Source organism: Synechococcus sp. R60.1 (genome assembly GCF_047461835.1).
In the GTDB taxonomy this organism is placed as follows: Bacteria; Cyanobacteriota; Cyanobacteriia; order Thermostichales; family Thermostichaceae; genus Thermostichus.
This window is the reverse complement of sequence record NZ_JANSIA010000034.1, coordinates 19,828-28,054: the sequence shown is the minus strand read 5'-3', so window position 1 is coordinate 28,054 and position 8,227 is coordinate 19,828. Positions and strand designations below refer to the sequence as shown.

Genomic DNA, 8,227 nt, shown 5'->3' with positions numbered 1-8,227 from the left:
TGGTAGTAATCCGTACTGAACATATTATACATTATTTTCAGTATAGTTGAGCTTATTATTGACTAGAGTCATGCTCTTGCTCCGGCAGAGTGTCAGTTCCTGCTGATGCGACCAGCCCTCTAAACCTCAGTCGGGATCCCTGGGATCTCGCTGCTGTGAGTGCTGCGCAAGACGGGAAGTGTCATCATCTGCCCCAGCCGTGAAACGGTGAGCTCCGCCGCCGGAATGGGCTCCGAGACCTGTCCGCCGCTGAACACCATCACTCGGTCGCTGTACTGCAGGATCTCGTCCAAATCCGCCGAGGCAAAAAGAATAGCCGTACCCGCTTGGGTGCGTTCCAGCAATTGCCCCCAGACCCACAGCGCCGACTCAATGTCCAACCCTCGCGTTGGGTGCTCCATCAGCAAAAGACTCAGGGGTGTGGGCAAGAGAGCCAACTGACTGCGCTGTTGGTTGCCCCCCGAGAGTTGCTCCACCCGGCTGTAGGGGTGACCGCGAATGCTGAAATGTTCAATGGCCGCTTGGGCCTGTTGACGGGCCAGAGCCCAGTTGATCCAGGGATCCTGCTGCTGGAGGGCAAAATGCTCCTGCAAGGTTAAGCCGGGGATCAGCCCTTCCCGCAGCCGATCCGCCGGAGAAAACCCCACCCCACAGCGCAGATAGTCGCCGTAAGGACGGCCTGTCATCTCCTGCCCCCCCAACAGAATCCGGCCACGCCTGGGCGGCAACAACCCTGCACAGGTGAGCAGGAAAGAGCGTTGCCCACTGCCTTCCAAACCGGCCAACCCAATCACTTCCCCCGGCTGCACCGCCAGATCTGGCAAAGCCAAGGCAAACGGCTCATGCCGCACCACCAGGGAGCGCAACTCCAACAGGGGATCCGCCCTCCTTTGCGGAGAATGGGGCCGAGCCGGGGGTGCCAACTCCCGCCCGAACATCCAATCGATCAACTGCTGTTCCAACAGGGCAATGTCCTCACCTCTAACAGGCAGCTCCCCCACCACCTCCCCCTGCCGCATCACCGTCACCCGATCGCAAAGGCACTCCACATCGGCCAGCTTGTGGGAGACGAAGATCACCGATTTGCCCTGCTCCGCCAACCTTCTCAGAGCCGCGAACAGAAGATCTTTTTGCGCTGCAGAAATGCCCGTCGTTGGCTCATCCAAAATCAAGGTGTTGATCCCCAGGGAAAGCAACCGCAGCATTTCCAGTTGTTGCCGTTCCCCCACCGTCAAACTGCCGATGGCTCCATCGGGGTTGAGATTAAAACCAAACTCTTCACAGGCTTTCTCGAGACGTCTTCGGCTTTCCCGCAGCCCCAAGCCCAAGCGCCCCCGCTGCCCGGCAATAAAGTTTTCCAGCACCGTCAGAGAAGGAAAATCCAAGGGATCCTGGTGCAACATGCCAATGCCCAGGCGAATGGCTGCTGCAGGGCTGTCGATGCGAACCGGTTGCCCATCAATCCAAATCTCCCCCTGATCGCAGCGCAGAAAGCCGCTCAGGATCTTAACTAAGGTACTTTTGCCGGCCCCATTCTCCCCAAGCAGGCCGTGGATTGTGCCCGCCTCCACCCGCAAGGACACATCGCGGTTCGCCTGTACCGCCCCAAAACGCTTGTGGATGTGCAGCAGCTCGACCTTCATTCTGCTCATAGTAACCTGCCTCCCCAGAAAATCCCCAAGAATACAGTTGCTGAGGTTGCAAGTGCTGGTGCTACGATAGCGACAGCTCGCCGTTAGGCGTTGGCTGCGGACGAGTTCAGCATCGATCTGTGGTTCGCCCTGCCCCTCTTCTCCGCCCTTCCCCCCTGCCACCCATCTCGGATAGCAACCGCCTCAAAATCTTCTCAGGCAGCGCTAACCCGGCTCTGGCTCAAGAGGTGGCGCGTTACTTGGGCATGGATCTGGGCCCGATGTTGCGCAAGCGCTTTGCCGATGGCGAGCTGTACATCCAAATTCAGGAGTCGATCCGGGGTGCCGATGTCTACTTGGTGCAGCCCACCTGCCGCCCCGTCAACGACCACCTAATGGAACTGCTGGTCATTATTGACGCCTGTCGCCGTGCCTCTGCCCGGCAGATCACCGCCGTCTTGCCTTACTACGGCTACGCTCGTGCCGACCGCAAAACGGCAGGACGAGAAGCGATCACTGCCAAGCTGGTGGCCAACATGATCACCCAGGCAGGGGCCCATCGCGTGCTGGCCATGGATCTGCACTCGGCTCAGATTCAAGGCTACTTCGACATTCCCCTCGACCATGTCTACGCCCAGCCGGTATTACAGGCTTACCTCAAGGAAAAGGGCTTGCTCGACGAAGACATTGTGGTCGTCTCTCCCGATGTGGGGGGTGTGGCCCGTGCCCGTGCCTTTGCCAAAAAGCTCAAGGAAGCCCCTCTGGCAATCATCGACAAGCGCCGTCAAGCCCACAACGATGTGGAAGTCATGAATCTCATTGGGGATGTGCGGGGGAAAACTGCCATCCTTGTGGATGACATGATCGATACCGCAGGCACCATCTCGGAAGGGGCAAAATTGCTGCGCAAGCTGGGAGCCAAAGCGGTTTATGCCTGCGCCATTCATCCTGTTTTTTCTGAGCCGGCCATTCAACGCCTGCGGGGTGGTCTATTTGAAGAGGTGATCGTCACCAACACCATCCCTATCCCTCCAGAGCAGCACTTTCCCGAGTTAACCGTTCTCTCGGTAGCCAATGTGCTGGGGGAAGCGATCTGGCGCATCCATGAAGATAGCTCCGTCAGCAGCATGTTTCACTAAAGTAAGTTTCAAAGTAAGTTTCTCCAGAGTATCGCTAGAGTAGAGTGGGTGCAGAATGGGCGCGCCTGCTCCTTTTCCCTGTGGAGATCAGCCCAACCAGGCACCCCCGATCTGTCGTGATGGACTGGGTTGAGCCAGCTCGTCGGCCAGGTTTTCCCATGTCACCTCCCATTTCTCGCTCGCCAAGATCCGTTGTGCACGGTTTTGCTTTCCCGCGGACTGCTCCCAGGGAAGGGCAGTCCCTTCAAACCGAACTGGGTACAGCGCTGTACCCGCTGTTGCAATTACTGGGTCAACTGTTGAAAGTACCTTTGGTCTATCTAGAACTGGCCCAGCCGGGATCCGATCCCCACTCGCCTTCAAAAGGGATCCTCTACCGGGATCCGCAAGGGATCCCAGCCGGCGAACCCTTCAACCTCAATGCCAGTCCTGGGGCTGAGCAATGGCCTTTTCATGAATCCTTCCTCTTGCAGACTGAGCAGGGGATCCGGTTGGCCGATCTGCACCTGCTTGACTGCCATCCTCGCCAACTGAGTTCCTTTGAACGGGAACAGATTGACCTCGTTGCCCTCAGCCTGAAGCACATTCTTCTCCAAGCCCAGGAGCATCGGCAAACCCTCGAGCAGCTCCAATCCCAACTGCAGGACAGCCGCAGCACTGCTGCCCGCTACCAGCAGATCTTCGAGAACGCCGTCGAAGGCATTTTTCAAACCACCCTAGAGGGCAAATATCTGGTTGCCAACCCGGCCTTGGCCCATATTTTCGGCTACGAATCCCCTGAGGATTTGATGCACAACGTCTCCGATATTGGCACCCAAATCTATAGCGATCCGGAGCAACGAGCCGAATTCATCCAGCGCATGCTGAGAGAAGGTCAAGTTGTGAATTTTGAACACCAAGTCTGCTGCAAAGATGGCAGGCTAATTTGGATTTCTTTAAATGCCCGTACCATCTACAACGACCAAGGGGATCCCCTCTATTTTGAAGGATTTGTTACTGACATCACAGCATCCCGTCAACTTAAAGAACGACAACAACAATTGGAAGAAGCCCGCCGAGAGAGCGAGCATCGTTTTCTGCAACTGGCAGAGAATACGCAGCAACTGTTTTGGATTACAACGGTCTACAGCAAAGAGCTGATCTACGTCAGCCCAGCCTGTGAAGCCATTTGGGGCCGCTCCGCCGAAGAGGCCTACGCCAACCCCCAAGCCTGGATGCGCCAGATCCACCCCGACGACCGCTGGTTGTTCCCCACCATCCTCAAAGCCCAATCGGAGGGCAAATCCACCGATGTTGTCTTCCGCATTTATCACACTGATGGCCGCCTGATTTGGCTGCGGGAACGCACTTTTCCCATCGCCGACAAAGAGGGCAAAATCTATCGGGTGGCAGGGATCGTCGAAGACATCACTGAGTCCAAGCAACTGGAAGCCGAACGGCGTCGGATAGAGCAAGCCTGGCAACAAAGCGCCAACCATTTTCGGCAGATTTTTGAGCTGGCCCCCAATGGAATTGCCCTTGTGGACTTGCAGGGGCGATTTATCCAGGTCAACGATGCCTTTGCCCAGATTGTCGGCTACACCCCCGAAGAATTGAAACATCGGCAACAACTGGACATTCTCCACCCCGAAGATGTCAACCCACTGCTGGGGGCCAATGAGGCTTTGCTGGCAGGGAAGGTCTCTGTCAGCCAGCGCCAGATTCGCTACACCCACCGTTCCGGCCAGGTTGTTCATGTGCTGTTTCAGGCCACCCTGCTCACCGACGAGGAAGGACAGCCCACCCAGTTTCTCAACCAGGTGATCGACATCAGCGCCCGCGTGGAGGCAGAAATTGCCCTCAAAGAAAGTGAAGAACGCTTCCGCCAATCCTTTGAATGGGCCCCCATTGCCAAGGCCATGACCCACGTGGATGGCACCTATTTGCAAATCAACGCCGCTTTTACCGAAACCCTGGGCTACACCCTGGAGGATCTCAAAGGGAAAACCGTCCTCGACATCACCCATCCCGACGACATCGCCACCACTCTGGAAAACAGCAACCGCCTGCTGGCCGGCCAGGTGCATCAGTGCGAACAGGAACAACGCTACATCCACAAGAACGGCCAAATAGTCTATGCCATTCTTCGCATCACCCTGGTGCGCACGGCCCAAGGGGATCCCAGCTACTTTCTAAGCCAGATTTTGGACATTACCGAGCGCAAGCAAGCCGAGGCAGCCCTTCGCCAAAGTGAGCTGAGTTTACGGGGCATCTTCCAGCAGTCAGCCCTGGGCATTTCCATCGTCGATCATCGGGGCCATTACCTAAAAGTGAACCCCGCTCTGGAAGAGATCTTGGGCTATAGCGCTGCCGAACTGACCCACATGAGCTTCTGCGACCTCACCCATCCCGAGGACATTCAGGAAGATTGGCAACTCTTCCAGGAGGTTTTGAACGGCCAACGGGATCGCTACCACCTGGAAAAACGCTACATCCACCGCAGCGGAAAGGTGGTTTGGTGCCGCCTGGCAGTCTCTGCAGTCCGGGATCCCGAGGGCAAAAACCTCTTCATCATCGGCATTTGCGAAGACATTACCGAAGAAAAACGGGCAAAGCTGCAGATCCAAGCTGCCCTTCAGGAAAAAGAAGTCCTGCTGCGGGAGATTCACCACCGCGTCAAAAACAACCTGCAAATCATCTCCAGCCTGCTGCGGCTCCAAGCTGACCAAATCAAAAGCCGCAAGTACGCCCGCGTTTTTAAGGATGCCGGCAGCCGTATTCAAGCCATGTCTTTGATCCACGAAGGTTTGTACCAATCCAACAATCTGGCCGCTGTGGATCTCAAGCAGTACTTGCACAATTTGATCTCCAACCTCTTTCACTCTTACGGGGTAAACCCCGAGAGCATTCGCGCCAACATCCGCGCCGAAGGGATCCGCCTCAACCTGGACGATGCGGTCTTGTGTGGCCTGATCATCAACGAGTTGGTGACCAACAGCCTCAAGTATGCCTTCCCGAAGGGCCGCAGCGGGGAGATAGAGATTCATTTCAGCCAAACCCGCAAATATACTCAGTTGCGAGTCTCCGACAATGGCGTTGGCTTGCCCCCGAACTTTGACTTCAAGGAAACTCAATCTCTGGGTTTACAACTGGTTGCAACCCTCACCGATCAGCTACAGGGCAAGATACAATTGAGGAGCAAACCGGGTACCACCTTCATCATTACCTTTCCGAGGAGCGAGCCTTGAAGAGAGTTCCACCCCTTGTCAAAGGCAGTATCCTGGTCGTCGAAGACGAGAAGATCATCGCCAAGGACATTGCCAACGTTCTGAAAAAATTTGGCTACGCTGTGCCCGCCATTGCTTCTTCCGGGGAAGAAGCGATCCGAAGGCTGGAAGAGATGCCGGTGGACTTGGTCTTGATGGATATCGTCCTAAAAGGCGATATCGATGGCATAGAAGCCGCCAAGCGGATCACCGAGCGCTTCAACATTCCGGTGGTGCATCTGACGGCCTACGCCGACGAAGACACCCTCTCCCGCGTCAAGGAGACCCGGCCCTTCGGCTACATCATCAAGCCTTTCAAAGAGCGGGAACTCTACACCACCATTGAAATTGCCCTGCACAACCACCGCCAGAGCCTTGAGAACCGCAAGCTGGAAGAGAAAAGAATCGAGGAGCTGCGGCAAAAACTGCAGCAGTTGCAGCAGTTCACGGACGTGAAGGGCACTCTGTTCAAGAAATTCTTGCAGGATCTGAGCGAGCCCCTCTCGAACCTCAGCTTTGCCTTGGGGCTGCTCAAAGATGCCGAGTCGGAGCAGAAGCGGGAGCACTATCTGCAGGTGCTGGAGGATGAGTTTCGCCGTGAGCTGGAGCTGATCCACCAAACCTCTAACCTGGAAAATCTTTTAAACCTGGAAAATGTTGGCCTGTTGAGCCAGTTCAGCCTGCTGCGTCCCCAGGAGCCCAGCCGTAGTCACCGGTTGGAGGAGGAAGCGCCCACCCCTGCAGCCACGGCCCCCCAAGAGTCGGCAGGCTCTGCCCCCACACCCAGCCCCACCGCCGTTACGGCGCCACGGGCACCGCTGCGCCCCCTCAACCAGACTCAGTTGGCGGAACGTTTGGGGGTGGTGGTTTCCGCCATTACCTATTGGAAATTCAAAACCGGGTTTCCGGAGTGGAGCCGCAGCCGGGATCCCGAGGGCATTTCTTGGCGCTATTCCCCCGATTCCAAGCGCTTTTCACCCGTGCCCTAGCTAGCGTTGCAGCACTTCCACCCGCACAGGTGCCAGCCCCGAGCGCACCATCCCCAACACCTCTGCCGCCCGCAGGGAGAGGTCGATGACCCGACCGGGGATAAAAGGGCCGCGATCGTTGATGCGCACGACAGCCTGGCGTCCGTTTTTCAGGTTGGTCACCCGTACCTCGGTGCCAAAGGGCAGGGTGGGGTGGGCAGCCGTCATCTCATGGCGGGTTGGGTGCAGGTCATACCAAGAAGCAATGCCCTCTTGCACAGGCCCAACCACGCGGACAGGGGCGGGCTCCTGTTGAGGGGCTGTTTTCGGCTTGGAACCTGCAACAGCGGCTTTGGCGGTCAGAGCAGCCGGCTGGGGCAGGGCCGGAGCTGAAATGGGCGGGGCATCGAGCAGCAGACGGCGCAGACGATTGGCAGCCAAAACAGCCACATCCACCGGGCGCTGGTTGTCGATCAACAGCACTCCATCGTCGATGCGCAGCAATTCCTTGTTGTTGACCTGAATGGTGTAGAGAGGAACACCCAAGCCTTGTTCGGCCAATTCCAAACCTGCCCAACCTAGGGTGATGGTGGTGTCTTTCAGGGATCCCTGGGCCATTTGGTTGAGCTGGGCCACAAGGGCGCTGGCCCGCATGAGCGGTGGCTCCAGCCCAGGGTGCTCGACAAAGCTGACAATGGGCAGATCCCGCACATAGACAGTGACCACCTGTCGGCCATCCATCTGATAGTCGTAGAGGGTGGAGATGGGCTGGCTGGTGTGCTGCTGTTGTTCGCCGATCTTGAGAATGGGTTCTTCTGCTCGACGGGGCAGGATCGCCTGGCGAGATCGGTTCAAGGGATGATCCAAGTTCAGGGTACCCAGTTTGGCAGGGGCAAGACCTTTGTGGTCGGAGATAGAGGTTTGGGGAATTCTCGGCAGCGTTCTGACTGGGGCTGCGGCAGCAGGGAGGGGTTGGGAAGGGGTGGCCGGGGGGGGCAATTTGGATGCAGGTGACAGCTCCGCTGCTCGGGTGCTCAGGGATCCGGTTCGCGTTGAGGCTTGTGCTCGCGGGGCGAAGCTGCCCAACATGCCTGCCGGCAAGCCCAAGGCCGTGACACAGAGACAACTGACCAAGCCCATTTTGCGGGCGGGATCCAGTCCCTGTCCAAGCTGTTTCCAATTTCGCATGAGGCCGCGCTCCTCTCCAATCCTGTACAACTTCCAAGGCGACGGTTAAAACAGAA

General features: G+C 57.2%; 5 protein-coding genes. 3 read left to right on the top strand and 2 right to left on the bottom strand.

The window, feature by feature from the left end; genetic code table 11:
* Window positions 1-119: 119 nt before the first annotated feature.
* Window positions 120-1,652: an ABC transporter ATP-binding protein gene (locus NW834_RS06635; RefSeq protein ID WP_414419172.1), complete on the bottom strand. Its 1,533-nt coding sequence runs from the start codon at window positions 1,650-1,652 to the stop codon at window positions 120-122.
* 119 nt (window positions 1,653-1,771) lie between these two features.
* Between NW834_RS06635 and NW834_RS06630 the strand changes: the two genes are divergently transcribed.
* The 3 genes from NW834_RS06630 to NW834_RS06620 all read left to right on the top strand — a co-directional run bounded on the left by NW834_RS06630 (window position 1,772) and on the right by NW834_RS06620 (window position 7,004).
* The gene (locus NW834_RS06630; protein WP_011433256.1) at window positions 1,772-2,770 is read left to right on the top strand and encodes a ribose-phosphate pyrophosphokinase; all 999 of its coding nucleotides are present in this window, start codon (window positions 1,772-1,774) and stop codon (window positions 2,768-2,770) included.
* Between the two features lie 299 nt (window positions 2,771-3,069).
* A complete protein-coding gene (locus tag NW834_RS06625; protein ID WP_414419171.1) occupies window positions 3,070-5,997 on the top strand; it encodes a PAS domain S-box protein in 2,928 nt (975 codons plus the stop codon).
* Window positions 5,994-7,004: a response regulator gene (locus NW834_RS06620; RefSeq protein ID WP_414350654.1), complete on the top strand. Its 1,011-nt coding sequence runs from the start codon at window positions 5,994-5,996 to the stop codon at window positions 7,002-7,004. The genes NW834_RS06625 and NW834_RS06620 overlap by 4 nt, the downstream gene beginning before the upstream one ends.
* Here NW834_RS06620 and NW834_RS06615 read toward each other — a convergent pair whose 3' ends face one another.
* A complete protein-coding gene (locus NW834_RS06615; RefSeq protein WP_414419170.1) occupies window positions 7,005-8,171 on the bottom strand; it encodes a septal ring lytic transglycosylase RlpA family protein in 1,167 nt (388 codons plus the stop codon).
* Window positions 8,172-8,227 lie beyond the last annotated feature (56 nt).